Annotated in this window: 18 protein-coding genes; 6 read left to right on the top strand and 12 right to left on the bottom strand. The window is 59.7% G+C overall.

Annotated features, from left to right (window positions below):
- Positions 1-91: 91 nt before the first annotated feature.
- The gene (gene suhB / locus AC07V0_RS07310; protein WP_007941397.1) at positions 92-910 is read left to right on the top strand and encodes a type III secretion system regulator SuhB; all 819 of its coding nucleotides are present in this window, start codon (positions 92-94) and stop codon (positions 908-910) included.
- Between the two features lie 398 nt (positions 911-1308).
- Here suhB and rplS read toward each other — a convergent pair whose 3' ends face one another.
- The 5 genes from rplS to ffh all read right to left on the bottom strand — a co-directional run bounded on the left by rplS (position 1309) and on the right by ffh (position 4880).
- The gene (gene rplS, locus AC07V0_RS07305; protein ID WP_003175895.1) at positions 1309-1659 is read right to left on the bottom strand and encodes a 50S ribosomal protein L19; all 351 of its coding nucleotides are present in this window, start codon (positions 1657-1659) and stop codon (positions 1309-1311) included.
- 45 nt (positions 1660-1704) lie between these two features.
- A complete protein-coding gene (gene trmD / locus AC07V0_RS07300; RefSeq protein ID WP_172901170.1) occupies positions 1705-2478 on the bottom strand; it encodes a tRNA (guanosine(37)-N1)-methyltransferase TrmD in 774 nt (257 codons plus the stop codon).
- Positions 2460-2996, bottom strand: coding sequence for a ribosome maturation factor RimM (rimM, locus tag AC07V0_RS07295; protein ID WP_086944744.1), 537 nt, complete (start codon positions 2994-2996; stop codon positions 2460-2462). The genes trmD and rimM overlap by 19 nt, the downstream gene beginning before the upstream one ends.
- Positions 2997-3001: 5 nt before the next feature.
- Complete coding sequence (rpsP, locus tag AC07V0_RS07290) at positions 3002-3253, bottom strand: 30S ribosomal protein S16 (RefSeq protein ID WP_003198088.1); 252 nt, start codon at positions 3251-3253, stop codon at positions 3002-3004.
- Positions 3254-3503: 250 nt separating this feature from the next.
- Positions 3504-4880, bottom strand: coding sequence for a signal recognition particle protein (gene ffh, locus AC07V0_RS07285; protein WP_007941401.1), 1377 nt, complete (start codon positions 4878-4880; stop codon positions 3504-3506).
- 210 nt (positions 4881-5090) lie between these two features.
- Here ffh and AC07V0_RS07280 point away from each other — a divergent pair, with 210 nt between their 5' ends.
- From AC07V0_RS07280 to AC07V0_RS07270, 3 genes are all read left to right on the top strand, one after another.
- Positions 5091-5903, top strand: coding sequence for a cytochrome C assembly family protein (locus AC07V0_RS07280; RefSeq protein ID WP_018927074.1), 813 nt, complete (start codon positions 5091-5093; stop codon positions 5901-5903).
- A 12-nt stretch (positions 5904-5915) separates the two neighbouring features.
- Positions 5916-7148, top strand: a complete 1233-nt coding sequence (locus AC07V0_RS07275; protein ID WP_064620151.1) for a transporter associated domain-containing protein — start codon at positions 5916-5918, stop codon at positions 7146-7148.
- A 252-nt stretch (positions 7149-7400) separates the two neighbouring features.
- A complete protein-coding gene (locus tag AC07V0_RS07270) occupies positions 7401-8717 on the top strand; it encodes an MFS transporter (protein ID WP_086944743.1) in 1317 nt (438 codons plus the stop codon).
- A gap of 113 nt (positions 8718-8830) precedes the next feature.
- Here the strand turns inward: AC07V0_RS07270 and purT are convergent, their stop codons facing one another.
- From purT to AC07V0_RS07245, 5 genes are all read right to left on the bottom strand, one after another.
- Positions 8831-10012, bottom strand: a complete 1182-nt coding sequence (purT, locus tag AC07V0_RS07265) for a formate-dependent phosphoribosylglycinamide formyltransferase (RefSeq protein WP_018927078.1) — start codon at positions 10010-10012, stop codon at positions 8831-8833.
- Between the two features lie 90 nt (positions 10013-10102).
- Complete coding sequence (locus AC07V0_RS07260; RefSeq protein WP_018927079.1) at positions 10103-10570, bottom strand: VUT family protein; 468 nt, start codon at positions 10568-10570, stop codon at positions 10103-10105.
- Positions 10571-10785: 215 nt separating this feature from the next.
- Positions 10786-11007, bottom strand: a complete 222-nt coding sequence (locus tag AC07V0_RS07255) for a DUF1289 domain-containing protein (protein ID WP_018927080.1) — start codon at positions 11005-11007, stop codon at positions 10786-10788.
- Positions 11004-11528: a gamma carbonic anhydrase family protein gene (locus AC07V0_RS07250; RefSeq protein WP_007936184.1), complete on the bottom strand. Its 525-nt coding sequence runs from the start codon at positions 11526-11528 to the stop codon at positions 11004-11006. Before AC07V0_RS07250 ends, AC07V0_RS07255 begins: the two co-directional genes overlap by 4 nt.
- A gap of 68 nt (positions 11529-11596) precedes the next feature.
- Positions 11597-12196 carry a CoA pyrophosphatase gene (locus tag AC07V0_RS07245; RefSeq protein WP_018927081.1) on the bottom strand — a complete coding sequence of 200 codons (600 nt, stop codon included), beginning with the start codon at positions 12194-12196 and terminating at the stop codon, positions 11597-11599.
- A 146-nt stretch (positions 12197-12342) separates the two neighbouring features.
- Between AC07V0_RS07245 and AC07V0_RS07240 the strand changes: the two genes are divergently transcribed.
- Positions 12343-12894, top strand: coding sequence for an NUDIX hydrolase (locus AC07V0_RS07240; protein WP_086944741.1), 552 nt, complete (start codon positions 12343-12345; stop codon positions 12892-12894).
- A 66-nt stretch (positions 12895-12960) separates the two neighbouring features.
- Positions 12961-13464, top strand: a complete 504-nt coding sequence (locus tag AC07V0_RS07235) for a L,D-transpeptidase family protein (protein WP_086944740.1) — start codon at positions 12961-12963, stop codon at positions 13462-13464.
- A gap of 185 nt (positions 13465-13649) precedes the next feature.
- Here the strand turns inward: AC07V0_RS07235 and AC07V0_RS07230 are convergent, their stop codons facing one another.
- Together AC07V0_RS07230 and purL are read right to left on the bottom strand one after the other, a co-directional pair.
- Positions 13650-13961: a YqfO family protein gene (locus AC07V0_RS07230; RefSeq protein ID WP_018927084.1), complete on the bottom strand. Its 312-nt coding sequence runs from the start codon at positions 13959-13961 to the stop codon at positions 13650-13652.
- A 19-nt stretch (positions 13962-13980) separates the two neighbouring features.
- Positions 13981-17877, bottom strand: coding sequence for a phosphoribosylformylglycinamidine synthase (purL, locus tag AC07V0_RS07225; protein ID WP_018927085.1), 3897 nt, complete (start codon positions 17875-17877; stop codon positions 13981-13983).
- Between the last annotated feature and the right edge of the window lie 126 nt (positions 17878-18003).

Raw genomic sequence — 18003 nt, 5'->3', positions numbered from 1 at the left:
GTTAAGCCATGAAAGCGAACGTCGACCTTCTCCTGTAGAAACTTTCTGATAGAATGCCCGGCTTTCTTTAACAACCTTAGGTGACACATCCATGCAGCCCATGCTGAATATCGCGCTGCGCGCCGCCCGCAGCGCCAGTGAATTGATCTTCCGCTCCATCGAGCGCCTGGATACCATCAAGGTCGACGAAAAAGACGCCAAGGATTATGTATCCGAGGTGGATCGCGCCGCCGAACAGAAAATCATCGACGCACTGCGCAAGGCCTACCCGAATCACTCGATCATGGGTGAAGAAACCGGCCTGCACGCCGGCACCGGCATCGAAGGCGAAGAATACCTGTGGATCATCGACCCACTGGACGGCACCACCAACTTCCTGCGCGGCATTCCTCACTTCGCTGTCAGCATCGCCTGCAAATACCGCGGCCGCCTGGAACACGCTGTTGTTCTGGACCCGGTTCGCCAGGAAGAATTCACCGCCAGCCGTGGTCGCGGCGCTCAACTGAACGGTCGTCGCCTGCGCGTTAGCGGCCGTACCAGCCTGGACGGCGCCCTGCTGGGTACCGGCTTCCCGTTCCGTGACGACCAGATGGACAACCTCGACAACTACCTGGGCATGTTCCGCGCCCTGGTTGGCCAGACCGCCGGCATCCGCCGCGCCGGCTCGGCAAGCCTCGACCTGGCCTACGTGGCTGCCGGCCGTTTCGACGCCTTCTGGGAGTCAGGCCTGTCCGAGTGGGATATGGCTGCAGGCGCCCTGTTAATCCAGGAAGCCGGTGGCTTGGTGAGCGACTTCACCGGCGGTCACGACTTCCTGGAGAAAGGTCACGTCGTCGCCGGCAACACCAAGTGCTTCAAGGCAGTACTGACAGCGATCCAGCCACACCTGCCAGCTTCGCTGAAGCGCTAAGCGCCCAAGCCCAAAAAGCCGCAACACTTAAAGCAAACGCCCCGACTGGTTCGGGGCGTTTTCTTTTGTGCGACTAATACGACCAAGTTAAGCCGTAACGCAATCCGTAGCAGCTGGCGAAGCCTGCGCTCGGACGCAGCAGTCGCATAATCAGAGATTACGGCACGCCAGACAGACCGCATTAGCCGGATTCACGACTGCTTCGCAGCCGGACGCAGCCTCGCTGGAGCTCGACAGCTGCTACAGCCAGACGCAGCCTTCGGCAGCAGCTACAGAAAGAGCGCCGCAGTTTTTTATATATGCAGCCATAACGAAAAATGCCCCGCATCTTTCGATACGAGGCATTTTCTTGAAAAGCCAACCTGAGCAGGCCGGCCTTTCGGCATCGGAAGCTGGACTTAAGCCAGTTTTTCCTTGATGCGAGCTGCTTTACCGGACAGGTCACGCAGGTAGTACAGCTTGGCCTTACGTACATCACCGCGACGCTTGACAGCCATGCTGTCGATTTGCGGGCTGTAGGTCTGGAAAGTACGCTCTACACCAACACCGTTGGAGATTTTACGAACGGTGAAAGCACTGTTTACGCCGCGGTTACGCTTGGCGATAACTACGCCTTCGAACGCTTGCAGACGCGAACGATCGCCTTCCTTCACTTTCACCTGAACGACAATGGTGTCGCCCGGGGCAAAGGTAGGGATCTCTTTAGTCATCTGCTCTGCTTCGAGTGCAAGGATGATTTTGTTAGTCATGCTGTGCTCCTAAGGTAAATCGTCGGATCTACCATCGATACGTTGTTAACTATCGTCCCGCTCGCGGATGTATTCCTCGAGCAGCTTCTTCTCTTCTCCAGAAAGCGAGCGGCTTTCCAGAAGATCGGCGCGTCGTTCATAGGTCCGACCAAGGGACTGCTGTAAACGCCAACGCCGGATGTGCGCGTGATTGCCACTTAGCAATACGTCGGGAACACGCTGATCCGCATACACCTCCGGTCGGGTGTAGTGCGGGCAATCCAGCAAACCATCCGTAAAGGAATCTTCCTCAGCGGAGTCCGCATGCCCTAAAGCTCCAGGCAGCAGTCGTGTAACCGCATCGATCAGGACCATCGCCGGCAGCTCGCCGCCAGACAGGACATAGTCGCCAATCGACCACTCTTCATCGACATGAGCATCAATAAAACGCTCGTCAATGCCTTCATAGCGGCCGGCAATCAGGATCAATGCATCCAGATTCGCCAACTCGCGTACCGCCGACTGTGTCAGTTGACGGCCTTGGGGGGACAGGTAAATTACCTTCGCCGCCTCCCCGGCTGCTGCCTTGGCCTGAACCAGAGCATCTTCCAGGGGCTTGATCTTCATCACCATGCCCGGACCACCGCCAAATGGGCGATCATCCACAGTGTGATGTCGATCCGTCGTGTAGTCTCGCGGATTCCAACAGGTAAGCTGCAACAGCCCCTGTTTCACCGCCCGACTGGTGATGCCGTACTCGCTGATGGCGGAGAACATCTCGGGAAACAAACTGATCACTTCTACGCGCAGGTTAGCCACGTTTAGAAGTCCGCATCCCATTCCACCTTCATCTCGCCCGCTGCCAGATCGACGGCCAACACGCATTGCTCGGTATACGGCAACAGGCGTTCGCGATCATCCAGGCTGCCAGCGCAAGGCTTGACCACCATTACATCATTGGCGCCGGTTTCCAGAAGATGATCGATTTTCCCGAACAATTGCCCGTGAGTATCGATGACCTTCAGACCTTCCAGCTGGTACCAGTAGTACTCGCCATCGGTCAATTCAGGGAACAGGTTGCGCGGCACGCAGATCTCATAACCAGCCAGAAGACGAGCTTCTTCACGATCATCAAGACCCTTGAGCTTTGCGACCAGGAACTTGTCGTTCCCGCGTCCGCTGACCAGCTCGACCTGTTTTACGCTGCCTTCGCGCCTGAGCGTCCAGGTTTTGTAGTCCAACAGGTTTTTAATCGGATCAGTAAAGGAATACACCTTCACTTCGCCGCGAACGCCGTGAACAGAATAAATCTTGCCGATAACGATCAAATCATCAGCAACAGCTGGCGTCGCGTTCATATTGCTCAGGCCGCAGCCTTAGCAGATTCCTTCAACAACTGAGCAACGCGCTCAGAAGGCTGTGCACCAACGCTCAGCCAGTAGGCTACGCGCTCTTGGTTCACGGACAGACGAACTTCTTGACCACGAGCAACAGGGTTGAAGAAACCAACCTGTTCCTTGTGCGAACCGTCACGCGGGTTGCGGCTGTCGGTTACGGTCAAGTGGTAAAACGGGCGCTTTTTGGAGCCGCCAAGGGCAAGACGGATTGTTAGCATGTGAACATCGTTCCTGTAGTCGGTGCTGCAAATCTAAATGCACAGCGGGCATAGGTGCCCGAAAGGCCGCATATTCTAAGGAATATCCGGACTTTTGCAAATGTCTTTTTCCGGCGCCTATCGGCGTGCCATCCAGATTTGCTATAGAGCCATCGTTGAAGATGGCCAGTCAGCTCCCGCCAAGTGCGGGTTTGCTGGAGATCCCACGTCCGTGTGGGTCGGCGCAGGAGCAAGCTCCTGCGCGAATTCTTTACATCTTGGGCATGCCGCCGCCGGGCAACATACCGCCCATGCCGCGCATCATTTTGGCCATTCCGCCTTTCGCGGAGAATTTCTTCATCATCTTCTGCATCTGCTTGTGCTGCTTGATCAAGCGACCGATGTCCTGCACCTGGGTGCCGGAACCCATGGCGATCCGGCGCTTGCGCGAACCACTGATCAGCTCAGGGTCGCGGCGCTCGGCCGGGGTCATGGAATTGATGATGGCTTCCATCTGCTTGAATTGCTTCTCTGCCGCACCCTGGGCATTGCCCATCTGCGCCAGGTTCACACCACCGATATTCGGCAGTTTGTCCATGAGGCCGCCGAGACCGCCCATGTTCTTCATCTGTTGCAGCTGATCGCGGAAGTCTTCGAGGTCGAAGCCCTTGCCCTTCTTCAGCTTCTTGGCCAGCTTGTCGGCCTTGTCCTTGTCGAGGGTCGCTTCGGCCTGTTCGATCAGGCTGAGCACGTCGCCCATGCCGAGGATGCGCGATGCGATACGCTCAGGGTGGAACGGCTCGAGCGCTTCGCTCTTCTCGCCCATACCGATGAACTTGATCGGCTTGCCGGTAATGGCACGTACCGACAGTGCGGCACCGCCACGGGCATCACCGTCGACCTTGGTCAGGATCACACCGGTCAGCGGCAATGCATCACCGAAGGCCTTGGCCGTGTTGGCGGCGTCCTGGCCGGTCATGGCATCGACCACGAACAGGGTTTCGACCGGATTGATCGCGGCGTGCAGCGCCTTGATCTCGCCCATCATCTCTTCGTCGATGTGCAAACGACCAGCGGTGTCGACGATGACCACGTCGATGAATTTCAGCTTGGCTTCTTTAATAGCCGCTTGCGCAATGTCAACCGGCTTCTGGCTCAGGTCGGACGGGAAGAACGTCACGCCGATATCGTTGGCCAGGGTTTCCAGCTGCTTGATCGCCGCAGGACGGTAAACGTCCGCGGACACGACCATGACCGACTTCTTCTTGCGCTCCTTAAGGAAGCGCGCCAGTTTGCCGGCGGTGGTGGTTTTACCCGCACCCTGCAAACCGGCCATCAGAACCACGGCCGGTGGAACGGCGCTCAGGTTCAAATCTTCGTTGGCTGCGCCCATCAAGCTTTCGAGTTCGGCCTGGACGATCTTCACGAAGGCCTGGCCCGGCGTCAGGCTGCGCGACACCTCGGTGCCGACAGCGCGTTCCTTGACCGAATTGACGAAGTCTTTGACCACCGGCAAGGCGACGTCGGCTTCGAGCAACGCCATGCGCACTTCACGCAGGGTGTCTTTGATGTTGTCTTCGGTCAGCTTGGCCTTGCCGGTGACATGGCGCAGCGTCTGTGAGAGACGGTCGGTTAAGTTTTCAAACATTGCGCGATCCTTTCAGGCCCTGTGTAGACCGGGATAATGGCGGCCCAGACCGGAATCAACATGTGCTCGGCGAGCCTGCGGCGTGGGCAGGTCGCGGATTATAGCGAAGACTGCGTCTGGCGGACACCTCGCCGTCAGCTTGTATGGTCTTTCGTGCCGTATGGGTTCTATGCCAAACTCAACGCCTTTCGGGCCTGCCTAACAGGATTTATGCTCCCCTTGTCACCCAGCTTGCTTACCACCCTCGCCGCCGCCTGCTTATATGCCGCTGCGACCTTCTATCAAGGCACTCGCCTGGCCACCGGTGCCAAGGCGAACAAACGCCTGCTGGTCACGCTCGGCGTACTGGCCGTGCTGGCCCACAGCGCCAGCCTGATCAGCTATCTGCTGACTCCGGTCGGCCTGGCCCTGGACTTTTTCAGCGCCGCCAGCCTGATTGCCGCAGCGGTCATCGCCCTGACCCTGCTGGCCTGCTCACGGATTCCAGTGGAAAACCTGCTTGTATTGCTGTTCCCGCTGGGCGCCGCAACAGTGTTGCTGGCACAGTTCGCCCCCGCCGGCACGGTGCAGGTCATCGACGAAGAGCCAGGCATTCTCGCCCACATTCTCTTGTCGATCCTCGCTTATGGCATGTTCACCATCGCGGTGTTCCAGGCCTTGCTGCTGCTGGTTCAGGACCATCAGCTCAAGCACAAGCATCCGTCCGGGCTGATCAAGAACTTCCCGCCGCTGCAAACCATGGAAAGCCTGCTGTTCGGTTTCCTCTGGGCCGGCTGGAGCCTGCTGTCGTTGTCGCTGATTTCCGGCTGGCTGTTCGTCGAGAACCTGTTCGCCCAGCACCTGGTGCATAAAACCCTGCTGGCGTGCCTGGCCTGGATCGTGTTCAGCGTGCTGCTCTGGGGGCGCAACCGTCTCGGCTGGCGCGGACACAAAGCCATCCGCTGGACCCTTGCCGGTTTCTGCCTGCTGATGCTGGCGTATTTCGGCAGCAAGCTGGTCCGCGAATACATTCTGCACATCTGACGGGCGGCATTAATGGACGACTTGCCCATAGGACCGATGCTCGCGGTGCTGGCCCTGCTGATTTTATGGTCGGGGCTGTTTACCGCCATCGAAGTTGCGCAACAGCAATTACTGGCCCAGCGCACGGCCTCGCGCTCCAGCGACAAACCCGTGGCCAAGCTGAGCTTCCCGCTCAACAGCCTGATCCTCTGCAACACCTTATGCCGCGCGCTGGTGGTGGTCATCAGCACCTTGCTGGCGATTTTCACCTGGGCGCAAAACGGCCCCTGGATTGCCTGCCTCGGTGCCGGCGCAATGTTGCTGGTGTTCGCCGACTACCTGCCACGCGCCCTCGCCGCACGCTATCCGGATGCCGTCCTGGCCTTGGGCAACACACTGCTCGGCATACCGCTGAAAATCGTCTATCCCGCCGCATGGCTACTCAATGGCATCAGCCAACTGCTGATGCGGCCATTCGCCCGCAAAATCAACGTGGTGCAGCAAAGCGAAGACGAGACACCGGCAGATCGGCACGACGATCACGAACATGCGGCTTATCGCCCACTGTCAGGCATCCACGCACTGGATAACATCACGGTCAACGATATTCTGGTGCCACGCAGCGACGTCGACGGGATCAACCTGGACGACCCCCTCGAAGAAATCATCGAGCAACTGCGCCACAACAGGCGCACCCGCCTGCCGGTATTCCACAGCGACATCAACCAGGTCGAAGCGGTGCTCAACACCCGGCAGATCCGTCATTTGTTGCCGGATTCAAGCCTGACTGTGGAAGCGCTGCTGGCGGCCAGTCACGAACCGTACTTCGTGCCGGAAAGCACACCGTTGCAACTGCAATTGCTGAATTTCCACAAGCAGCAGCGGCGCTTGGGCATGGTGGTCGACGAGTACGGGGAAGTACTGGGTATCGTGACCCTGGAAGATATTCTCGAAGAAATCGTCGGAGAGTTCGAAAGCCAGCACAGCCTGGATAACCCGCACATTCACCCGCAGGCCGATGGCCGACTGGTGATTGATGGCGCAGCGTCCATCCGCGAGCTGAACAAGAGCCTCGGCTGGCATTTGCCCAGCGATGGTCCGAAAACCCTAAACGGCTTGGTGACCGAGGCGTTGGAGACGATTCCGGACAGTGCGGTGTGCCTGAAGATCGGACGATACCGACTGGAGATTCTGGAGACTGAAGAAAATCGCGTCACGCGCGTGCTGATCTGGCATACCAGCTCAGCGCCTGCGTTTATCCGTTAACGGGTTAAAACAACCGCCCCTCTTGTTCGATAGTTAGCCACCTTCCTATAATCGAGCCGGCTTACCCAAGCCTCCCACCGAACCACATGCTTACCCCGCATGCAGCAGGTTCCGGCCAGATCTTCGACACCATCCGTACCACTGCGGCGACTGTTCCTACCTTGAACAGCGACCGATCCTCAACCCACATCCCTGGGTATTCGACCATAATAATTCGCTCCACTGGGGCACATGACTGTCAGGGATAACGACATGACGACCAGCACAACGTTCAGCGACACCGCGCCTGCCCAACCGACGAACTCCGCCACCCGCGTGGCTACCGCGAGTTTCATCGGCACGGCCATCGAGTTCTACGACTTCTACGTCTATGCCACCGCCGCAGCATTGGTGATCGGCCCGGTGTTCTTTCCACAAACCTCCGGCACCGCGCAGATGCTGTCGGCATTCCTCACCTTCGGCATCGCTTTCCTTGCGCGGCCGCTGGGTTCGGCGTTGTTCGGCCATTTTGGTGACCGCATCGGACGCAAATCGACACTGGTTGCGTCCTTGCTGCTGATGGGCGTGTGCACCACGCTGATCGGCGTACTGCCGGGTTACGACAGTATTGGCGCCTGGGCGCCGATCCTGCTTTGCGTGCTGCGCTTCGGCCAAGGCCTGGGACTGGGCGGCGAATGGGGCGGCGCCGCATTGCTGGCCACGGAGAACGCACCCAAAGGCAAGCGCGCCTGGTTCGGCATGTTTCCGCAACTCGGCCCATCGATCGGATTTCTGGCGGCCAACGGCCTGTTCCTGACCCTGGCCATGAGCCTGAACGACGAGCAATTCCGTTCGTGGGGCTGGCGGATTCCGTTCCTGCTCAGTGCCGCGCTGGTGATGGTCGGCTTGTACGTACGCCTCAAGCTCCACGAAACCCCGGTGTTCGCCAACGCCGTGGCTCGCCAGGAGCGGGTGAAGATTCCGCTGGTCGAGCTGTTCAGCCAATACTGGGCACCGATGCTGCTGGGCGCCGGGTCGATGGTGGTGTGCTATGCACTGTTTTACATCTCGACAGTGTTTTCGCTGAGTTACGGTGTGTCGACGCTTGGCTACACCCGGGAAACCTTTCTCGCCCTGCTGTGTTTCGCGGTGCTGTTCATGGCGGCCGCAACACCGCTGTCGGCCTGGGCCAGCGACCGTTTCGGGCGTAAGCCGGTGCTGATCATCGGCGGCGTGCTGGCGATTCTGTCCGGATTCTTGATGGAACCGCTGCTGACCCATGGCTCGACCTGGGGCGTGGCGTTGTTCCTGTGCATAGAACTGTTTCTGATGGGCGTGACGTTTGCGCCGATGGGCGCGCTGCTGCCGGAGCTGTTTCCGACCCACGTGCGCCATACCGGCGCATCGGCGGCTTACAACCTGGGCGGTATTGTCGGTGCCTCGGCGGCACCGTTCTTTGCGCAGAAACTGGTGGCGATGGGTGGCTTGAGTTATGTCGGCGGGTATGTGTCGGGGGCGGCAGTACTGAGCTTGATCGCAGTGCTGTGCCTGAAGGAGACACGCAATAACGATTTGAATCGGGTTGCCTGAAGCCAAAAGCTTCGCGGGCAAGCCTCGCTCCTACGGGTCATTTGTCGAACGCACTTGCGTCTTGACGTGATCCCTGTAGGAGCGAGGCTTGCCCGCGAATGCCGCGCCTCGGTTTACAGCTCGACTACAACAGCCTGAGCAGCACGGGTCGCTTTTGCACGAGCAGCTTCGATAGACTCGTCGCGAGCCAACGCAACCCCCATCCGCCGCTGGCCATTGACTTCAGGCTTGCCGAACAGACGCAACGCAGTATCCGGCTCGCTCAACGCTGCACCCAGGTTGGCGAAAGCGGTCTGAGTCGACTGCCCTTCCACCAGAATCACCGCCGACGCCGATGGGCCGAACTGACGGATCAGTGGAATCGGCAGGCCCAGGATCGCCCGTGCGTGCAGTGCGAACTGCGACAGGTCCTGGGAAATCAGGGTCACCAGACCGGTGTCATGCGGGCGCGGCGAGACTTCGCTGAACCACACCTGATCACCCTTGATGAACAACTCGACGCCAAACAGGCCACGACCGCCCAAGGCTTCGGTGACCGCTTTGGCGACGCGCTCGGATTCGGCCAAAGCAACCGGGCTCATGGCTTGTGGCTGCCAGGATTCCTGGTAGTCGCCCTTCTCCTGACGGTGACCGACAGGCGCACAGAACGTAGTGCCGCCGACGTGACGCACAGTCAGCAGAGTGATTTCGTAGTCGAAGTCGATGAAGCCTTCGATGATCACGCGACCTTTACCGGCGCGGCCGCCTTCTTGAGCGTAATCCCAGGCTTTCTGCACGTCATCGACGCTGCGCAGCAGGCTCTGGCCCTTGCCCGAGGAACTCATGACCGGTTTGACCACGCACGGGAAGCCCAGGTCTTCGACTGCCTTACGGTAGTCCTCGAAGGTGTCGGCGAAGTGGTACGGCGATGTCGGCAGGTCCAGCTCTTCAGCGGCCAGGCGACGGATGCCTTCGCGGTTCATGGTCAACTGTGCGGCGCGGGCAGTCGGGATCACGGTGAAGCCTTCGGACTCCAGCTCCACCAGGGTCGCGGTGGCGATGGCTTCGATTTCCGGCACGATGAAGTGCGGTTTCTCGGCTTCGATCACCGCACGCAGGGCGGCACCGTCGAGCATATTGATCACATGGCTGCGATGGGCGACTTGCATGGCCGGCGCATTGGCGTAGCGATCCACGGCAATCACTTCAACGCCCAGGCGTTGCAGCTCGATCACCACTTCCTTGCCCAACTCACCACAGCCACACATCAATACGCGGGTGGCGGTTGGCGACAATGGAGTTCCGATACGGGTCATCTCAGGTCCTCAAAGGAGCGGATCATCGAGGGAAGCGCGCTTCCCATGGGGAGAAAGCGCGGCATTTTACATGAACCTGAGGGTTTGGCTTCAGCTGACGACAGCCTGTTTACGCAGGCGCCATGCCATGGCCAACCAGACCACGGTGACGCCCGCGAACTTCGAACCCAGCGCAGTGAAGATCACGCCCGGTGTGAGCGCATCGATCATGCCGAAGAAGATGAAGGTGTCCAGCGGGATGCTCAGGGCCGAACTTATCCACAGGCGATCGTGCAACGGGCGCTTGGTGAGGCTGAACACCAGCCAGTCGATGCACTCGGACACGGCGAACGCCGTGGCACTGGCGAGAGCAATTGAGGGATCGGAGGTAACGTAAGACAGCCCCAGCGCCACCAGCATCGCCGCGATCGCGCCATGGCCGAAGCGGGTTTGCACCATGTCGCGCAGCACGAACACCAGGCCACCCCAGGCCGACCAGATGATGTCCAGGTGCGGGGCGGTGGAAAAGGCGTAATTGATCAGCACGACGCTGCTGATGTAGGCGATCAGGAAGAGCATGGACGGGAGATACCTGTCAATTTTGTGCACAGGGTACTTCATCTTCAGCGCACAGATAACCTGTGGCGAGGGGGCTTGCCCCCGTTCGGCTGCGCAGCAGTCGTGAAATCAGCAAACGCCGTACGCCTGAAAGAATGAAGTCGCAGGTTTAGCGCCGCTTCGCAACGCAACGGGGGCAAGCCCCCTCGCCACAAAAGCCGCGCTACCACAAAAAATCAGGAATCGGATTTGGAAGGCAACATCCAGATCAGCCCACTCGACTTCGCCCGCTCATGACACAACCCCAGCACCTTGCGCCGCTCCTCGTTGTCCATCCGGCTCCAGCGGGTGATCTCTTCCACCGTGCGTTGACACCCGGTGCAAATGTCATCCTCATCCAGCGCACAAATGTTCACGCACGGCGACGGGACCGGTCGCTCACGTTCAGGTGTGCTCATTGTTCCTGCTCGACCAGATCGCGGGCATAACGCTGCGAGTTGTGCACATAGTGCGCGGCGCTGGCTTCGAGCATCTTCTTCTGCGGCTCGGTCAGTTCGCGTACCACCTTGCCCGGCGAGCCCATTACCAGCGAGCCGTCCGGAATTTCCTTGCCTTCACCGATCAGCGAGTTGGCGCCGATGATGCAGTTCTTGCCGATTTTCGCGCCGTTGAGGATCACTGCGTTGATGCCGATCAGACTGTAATCGCCCACCGTGCAGCCGTGGAGCATGGCATTGTGACCGATGGTCACGCCGGTACCGATGGTCAGCGGATAGCCCATGTCGGTGTGCATCACGGTGCCGTCCTGCACGTTGCTGTTCTTGCCGATCAGGATCAATTCGTTGTCGCCACGCAACACGGCGTTGAACCAGACGTTGGCGCCCTCTTCCAGTTTGACCTTGCCCACCAGCACGGCATTGGGTGCGACCCAGCTCTGCGGGTGGGTCTCGACGCGGGCGTCGCCCAGGCGGTATTTCATCTTGTTGTCCTCACGACCAGGCTGGCTCACTAGCGAAAAGCAGGATTCACGCCATACGAGCGATGGCTTCAGGTGTTGATAAAACTCTTGGGCGGTTGATGCAGGCTGATTTTCGCGTCATAGAGCAGGTTGATCAACTCGACGATCATGATCGCCGTCAACCCCCAGATCTTGTACTCGCCATAACGATAGCTCGGCACATACCAACTGTGGCCCTGATAGTCGATGCGGTGGGTGTGCTCGCGCGGGTCCTTGCGGAAGAATTCCAGAGGCACGCTGAACACTGCGGCGATCTCGGCATCGTTGGCCAGGTATTCGACGAAATCCGGAATCACGCCGACATAGGGCGTGACCTTGATGCCGTGCAGGGAGATCAGCGGGCTCAGTGGGCCGATCACTTCGACCAGCCCCGGCGGCAGGCCGATTTCTTCTTCGGCCTCGCGCAGAGCGGTAAAGATCAGATCAGGGTCTTCAGGGTCGCGTCGACCGCCGGGAAAAGCGACTTCACCGCCATGGGTCGAGAGCCCGCTGGCGCGAAGGGTCAGGACCAGTTCAGGTTCGTCACTGCGCGTGATGGGCACCAATACCGCGGCTTCGGGGAAACGTCGGTCGGTTTCCAGCGTACGCGGTGTGTGATTGCTTACCCGGTGCAGTAGCTCGTCCAGCATGAGTCTTCTCGATCTGTGCCTTACCCTGCATCATGCACCAATCGCACCGGCCGCCCAACCCCCGAAAAGCCTCATGTCGCGAAACGACAACTTGCCGACCGACACCGCTGCACGCCAAGATAGGCGCAGCATTCAGGAACCCAAGCATGAAATATTGCAGTCAATGCGGCAACCCGGTAACCCAGCGCATTCCCGAAGGCGATTCGCGCCTGCGTTTTGTCTGCGACAGCTGTCATACCATTCATTACCAGAACCCCAATATCGTCGCCGGTTGCGTGCCGACCTGGGGTTCGAAGGTATTGCTGTGCCGTCGCGCCATCGAGCCACGGCTCGGTTATTGGACCCTGCCCGCCGGTTTCATGGAAAACGGTGAGACCATCGAACAGGCCGCCATTCGCGAGACCGCCGAAGAAGCTTGCGCCCGGGTACGCAACCTGAGCATCTATACGCTGATCGATGTGCCGCACATCAGTCAGGTGCATGTGTTCTTTCGCGCCGAGCTTGTGGATCTGGATTTTCGCGCAGGCCCCGAGAGCCTGGAAGTGCAGCTGTTCGAAGAGGCCGACATTCCTTGGGGCGAACTGGCTTTCCGCACGGTCGGCCGTACATTAGAATGCTTCTTCGCTGACCGGCGGACCGAGGTCTACCCCGTGCGGTCCGAATCGATCCCGCCACTCGCTCAGCCTGCCATCATCTAAGCACTTGTTAGTAAAAAACCATCTATAAATAAAATAGTCGCGACACCTCTTAGGGATATCGTTTCAATGCGCTGGTTGCTTGCCCTGTTTTGCTTATCGTTCGTCGCAGTCTCCCAGGCTTCCGTCGCGGCCGCCCCGGACGGCAAAGTCATCGAAAAAGTTCTGGTCCTAAAATCTGCCCATCAGTTGCAGTTGATCAACGACGGCAAGCCGTTCAAGACCTATCGCATTTCCCTGGGCAAACGCCCCATCGGCCCAAAACTGATGGAAGGTGATAAACGCACCCCCGAAGGCCTTTACTGGCTGGACTGGCGCAAGACCAGCGAACGTTTCAACCTGGCGATGCACATCTCCTACCCCAACATCAGCGACTCCGCCCGCGCCCGGCGCGAAGGCGTCGAGCCTGGCGGCATGATCATGATCCACGGTACTCCAGACACCGAAGAGAACCCGGAAAACCTGTTCCACACGCTGGACTGGACCGATGGCTGCATCGCCATGCGCAACATGGACATGCGTGAAGTCTGGGGTCTGGTACCGGACGGCACGATGATCGAAATCCGCCCGTAACTTCCCCCCCCATAATGATCATTCCCACGCAGAGCGTGGGAATGATCAAGTGTGTTCTGGCTGCTACCTTCGGTCGGCTTCGAAAAAATAGATCAGAAGATCACGGATCAGGTCAGAGGTTAAATCCCGAGCAATAAAAAACCCGCTGAAGAATCAGCGGGTTTCTCATTGCAGCGGCCAGAGAATCAAAAATCCTCTAACCGCCATACCTCGTAAGCCGGCGTCTCATAGGGATGACTCTCTTTCAGAGCCACCACCACCGCCCGGATCAACTCATCGCTGACCACAAGCTCAACCTTCCATTCCTCAACCTGCTCGACCTGCCCAGCCTCGCCAATGAACGGCTGACTGCCCTCCAGCGGACGAAACTGACCCAAGCCAAACACCTGCCACGCACAGTGGTCATAAGCCCCGATCCGCCCGCCACCGGCGGCGAATACAGCGCTTTTGACCACTTCAACATGACTGGCCGGAACAAAAAAGCAGAGCTTGTACACGGCAATCAGCTCCCCGCTCTTAGTTCACCCAGACGCGAGCGTTACGGAACATACGCATCCAAGGTGCGTCTTCGTTCCAGTCTTCCGAACGCCACGAGTTCTGCACCGCGCGGAACACACGCTCCGGGTGCGGCATCATGATGGTCACGCGACCGTCGCGGCTGGTCAAACCGGTGATACCGCGCGGCGAGCCGTTCGGGTTGGCCGGGTATTTCTCGGTGACCTTGCCGTGGTTGTCGACGAAACGCATCGCCACGCAACCCGACAGATCGGCTTGCAGCAACGCTTCTTCGCTGGCGAATTCGGCATGGCCTTCACCGTGGGCGATGGCGATCGGCATGCGCGAACCGGCCATGCCCTGCAGGAAGATCGAGTTCGACTCCTGGATCTGAACCATGGCCACGCGGGCTTCGAACTGCTCGGAACGGTTGCGCACGAAGTGCGGCCAGAACTCGCTGCCCGGGATCAGCTCGTGCAGGTTGGACATCATCTGGCAACCGTTGCACACGCCGAGGGTGAAGCTGTCGGTACGTTCGAAGAAGCCCTGGAAGGCATCGCGAGCGCGACTGTTGAACAGCGCGGACTTGGCCCAGCCTTCGCCGGCCCCCAGTACGTCGCCGTAGGAGAAACCGCCGCAAGCGACCATGCCCTTGAAGTCGTTCAGGTCGACACGGCCAGCCAGGATGTCGCTCATGTGCACGTCGATCGCGTTGAAACCGGCACGGTCGAACGCGGCCGCCATTTCCACCTGACCGTTGACGCCCTGCTCACGCAGCACGGCAACCTGTGGGCGAATGCCTTTCTTGATGTAAGGCGCGGCGACGTCCTGGTTGACGTCATAGCTGAGCTTGACGCTCAGGCCCGGGTTGTCTTCTTCCAGCAGCACGTCGAACTCTTGTTCGGCGCAGTCGGCGTTATCACGCAGACGCTGGATCTGGTAGCTGGTTTCAGCCCACTGACGTTGCAGCAGACGACGCTGACCTTCGAATACGGTATCGCCGTTGAACGTGATGCTGATCTCGCCGTTGTTCATCGGCTGACCGATCACCGATACGCAGTCGCCCAGGCCAGCAGCGCTGAACTGCGCGAGGATATCCGCGGTGGCGTCCTGGCGAACCTGGATCACAGCGCCCAGTTCTTCGTTGAACAGGATCGCGGCGATATCGGCGGAAGTCTCTGCCAGACCGTCGAGGTTCAGGCTCAGGCCGCAGTGGCCGGCAAACGCCATTTCCACCACGCTGGTCAGCAGACCACCGTCGGAACGGTCGTGGTAAGCCAGCAGGTGACCGTCGGCGTTGAGGCCCTGGATCACGGCGAAGAAGGCTTTCAGGTCTTCGGCGTCATCGACGTCCGGTGCCTGTTTGCCGAGCTTGCCGTGAACCTGAGCGAGGATCGAGGCACCCATGCGGTTCTGGCCGCGACCGAGGTCGATCAGGATCAGGTCGGTTGTGCCCTTGTCCATGCGCAGTTGCGGGGTCAGGGTCTGACGGATGTCAGCCACTGGCGCGAAACCGGTCACGATCAGCGACATCGGCGAAGTGACAGCCTTATCGACACCTTCGTCGTTCCAGCGAGTGGCCATGGACATGGAGTCCTTGCCCACCGGGATGGTGATGCCCAGCTCAGGGCACAGTTCCATGCCGACCGCTTTCACGGTGTCATACAGACGTGCGTCTTCACCTGGGTGACCGGCAGCGGACATCCAGTTCGCCGACAGTTTGATGTCGGAGATCTTGGCGATGCGCGAGGCGGCGATGTTGGTCAGGGTTTCGCCGATGGCCATGCGGCCCGACGCCGGAGCGTCCAGCAGGGCCAGCGGAGTGCGCTCGCCCATGGCCATGGCTTCACCGGTATAAACGTCGAAGCTGGTGGCGGTAACGGCAACGTCGGCCACCGGAACCTGCCACGGGCCAACCATCTGGTCACGGGCCACGAGGCCGGTGATGGTGCGGTCGCCGATGGTGATCAGGAAGCTCTTGCTGGCCACGGCCGGGTGATGCAGGACGCGCTCGACGCAGTTGGCGATGTCGAGGGTCGACGGATCGAAATCGTCGCCCAGCTCGTTTTCACGAACCACCGAACGGTGCATGCGCGGGGCTTTGCCCAGCAGCACTTCGAGCGGCATGTCCACCGGGCTGTTGCCGAAGTGGCTGTCGGTCACGGTCAGTTGCGGCTCGGCAGTGGCTTCGCCGACTACCGCGAATGGGCAACGCTCACGCTCGCAGATCGCCTTGAAGCGTTCGAAGTCCGCCGGGCCGACTGCCAGAACGTAGCGTTCCTGGGATTCGTTACTCCAGATTTCGTGCGGGGCCATGCCCGGCTCGTCGTTTGGAATGTTGCGCAGTTCGAAACGGCCACCACGGTCGCCATCGTTGACCAGTTCCGGGAAGGCGTTGGACAGACCGCCCGCGCCGACGTCGTGGATGAAGCTGATCGGGTTTTTGTCGCCCAGTTGCCAGCAACGGTCGATGACTTCCTGGCAACGACGCTCCATCTCGGGGTTTTCACGTTGTACGGAAGCGAAGTCCAGGTCTGCCGAGCTGGTGCCGGTGGCCATGGAGGAAGCCGCGCCGCCACCCAGACCGATCAGCATCGCCGGGCCGCCAAGCACGATCAGCTTGGAGCCAACGACGATTTCGCCTTTCTTGACGTGTTCTTCACGGATGTTGCCCATGCCGCCAGCCAGCATGATCGGCTTGTGGTAACCGCGAACTTCGTCACCATGAGGGGTGGTGATCGACTGTTCGAAGGTACGGAAGTAACCGGTCAGCGCCGGACGGCCGAATTCATTGTTGAATGCAGCGCCGCCCAACGGGCCTTCGATCATGATGTCCAGCGCGGTAACGATGCGCTCGGGTTTGCCATACGGCACTTCCCACGGCTGTTCGAAGCCCGGGATCTGCAGGTTCGACACGGTGAAACCGGTCAAGCCAGCCTTTGGCTTGGCGCCGCGACCGGTGGCGCCTTCGTCGCGAATCTCGCCGCCACTACCGGTGGATGCGCCCGGGAACGGGGCAATCGCAGTCGGGTGGTTGTGCGTTTCGACTTTCATCAGGATGTGCACCGGTTCCTGCACCGCGCCGTACTGGCGGGTTTCAGGGTCCGGGAAGAAACGACCGGCCACGGAACCGACGATCACCGATGCGTTGTCCTTATAAGCCGACAGAACACCTTCGCTGTGCATCTGGTAGGTGTTCTTGATCATGCCGAACAGGCTTTTTTCCTGGCTCTGACCGTCGATGTCCCAACTGGCGTTGAAGATCTTGTGACGGCAGTGCTCGGAGTTCGCCTGGGCGAACATCATCAGTTCGATGTCGTGCGGGTTGCGCTTCAAACCAAGGAAGGCGTTGACCAGGTAGTCGATTTCGTCTTCGGCCAGGGCCAGGCCCAGCTCGGTGTTGGCTTTTTCCAGCGCGGCGCGGCCGCCACCCAGCACGTCGATCGCGGTCAGGGGCTTGGGTTCGGCGTGGCTGAACAGGCCGGAGGCTTGTTCGAGGTTGCCCAGCACAATCTGGGTCATGCGGTCGTGCAGCGCGTCTGCGATCAGCTGCGCTTCGGCGTCGCTGAACTGGCCGGCGACATAGAACGCGATGCCGCGTTCCAGGCGCTGGATCTTGGTCAGGCCGCAGTTGCGAGCGATATCGCTGGCTTTACTGGACCACGGCGAAATGGTGCCGAAACGCGGCAATACCAGGAACAGACGACCAGTGGGCTCTTGTACCGGAACGCTAGGGCCGTACTTCAGAAGGCGCGCGAGCACCTGCTGTTCGTCGCCGGTCAGGACGCCGGTAACTTCGGCGAAGTGAGCGAATTCAGCATACAAGCCGCTGACAGCTGGAACCTTCTGGCTCAGTTGCTCAAGGAGTTTGCTGTGGCGAAAGGCAGAAAGGGCAGGAGCGCCGCGCAGGATCAACATCTTCGGGACAGCCTCGGGAAGGGGTGTGCTTTGAGGCCGTGCATTCTAGCCTAAACCGCCCGCGACATCACCCGAAACGGTACACGCGGTTGCACCCGAACGTCGGGCCGGGTATTCGGGCCCTGA

Source organism: Pseudomonas sp. GW821-FHT01E10, assembly GCF_059422365.1.
Note: the sequence above shows the minus strand (reverse complement) of the source record. Positions and strands in the feature narration are given on the sequence as shown.